This window comes from Bradyrhizobium sp. P2_E8 (assembly GCF_056403875.1).
The window spans coordinates 1-1,102 of the sequence record NZ_JBFUES010001571.1 but is presented as its reverse complement, the minus strand read 5'-3'; the positions used below and the strand labels follow the sequence as shown (position 1 = coordinate 1,102).

The window sequence follows — 1,102 nt, the reverse complement described above, 5'->3', positions numbered from 1 at the left end:
CACTTGAACAGCGGCGTGCCCGGCACGAAGGCGTCGAAGGCGGCCCAGAACTGGGAGCGGTAGCGGTCCTGCTCCTGGAGGATCTCGTGCTTCGAGCCGGCGATCACGAGATGGGAGCCGGCGCGCAGATGGTAGGCGAACTCCTCGATCGCCGCGGTCGAGACCACGGTGTCGCTGGAGGCCGCCAGCATCAGGATCGGCTGGCGGATCTCGGAGGGGTAGTTCATGCCCTTGAAGGTGTGCATGGCGCGAAAGGCGGAATCGGCCCAGGCGACCGTCGGTGACGCCAACCCGAGCGTCGAATCCTCCTCCAGGATCGCGGCATTGCGCGCATAACGCACGGGATCGCTGGTCAGGGGATTGTTGATGAAGGGATCGAGCCCGGTGATGCGGTCGCTGCCGCCGGGGACATAGCGGCCGCCCATCCCCATCAGACGCATCGTCTTCAGCAGCGCCCGCGCCGGCAACGAGGTGGTGCGGCCGGGCAGGTCGATCATCGGCGCCGACAGCACCATGCGGTCGAACCAGCGCTTGCCCGCATGCGCAACGCGCAGCATCACCGTGCCGCCCATGGAGTGGGCGAGCGCGAAGAAGGGCGGCGGGCAATCCGGCAGCACCACCTGCTGCACGAAGGTCTCGACGTCGATTTCGAAATCGGCGAAGTCGCGCACATAGCCCTTGCGCGGATCGCGCAGGCGGCGCGAGGAGTGGCCCTGCCCGCGCCAGTCGATCATCGCCACCGCAAAGCCGCGGTCGCGCAGGTCGCGCACGGTCTCGAAATATTTCTCGATCTGCTCGCTGCGTCCGGTGAAGACGCAGACCGTGCCCTTGCGGTTCGCCGGCGGCGCCCAGCGCGCAAAGCGCAGCTCGGCGCCATCGGGCGTCTTGATGGTGCCGCTGACGACGTCTTCGGGAACGGGATTGGACGGAATCGAGATCAGCGTCATTGGACGGGAAATGCTGCAAATCAAGGGGCTGGAGCGCCGAAAAGGCGCAAGTTGCCGCCCTCTTGAACGCCGTTCCCCTGAACCCATATCACCATGGTGCAGGCCGCTACCAGTGTTTCGGAACCGGAACATCAGGCTGCACACAGACTAAAGCC

At 66.0% G+C, this 1,102-nt stretch carries 1 protein-coding gene; it reads right to left on the bottom strand.

Annotation, left to right across the window (positions count from 1 at the left end):
- A partial coding sequence (locus AC1D00_RS42380; RefSeq protein WP_027545657.1) for an alpha/beta fold hydrolase occupies nucleotides 1-947 on the bottom strand: 947 nt, incomplete at its 3' end.
- Between the last annotated feature and the right edge of the window lie 155 nt (nucleotides 948-1,102).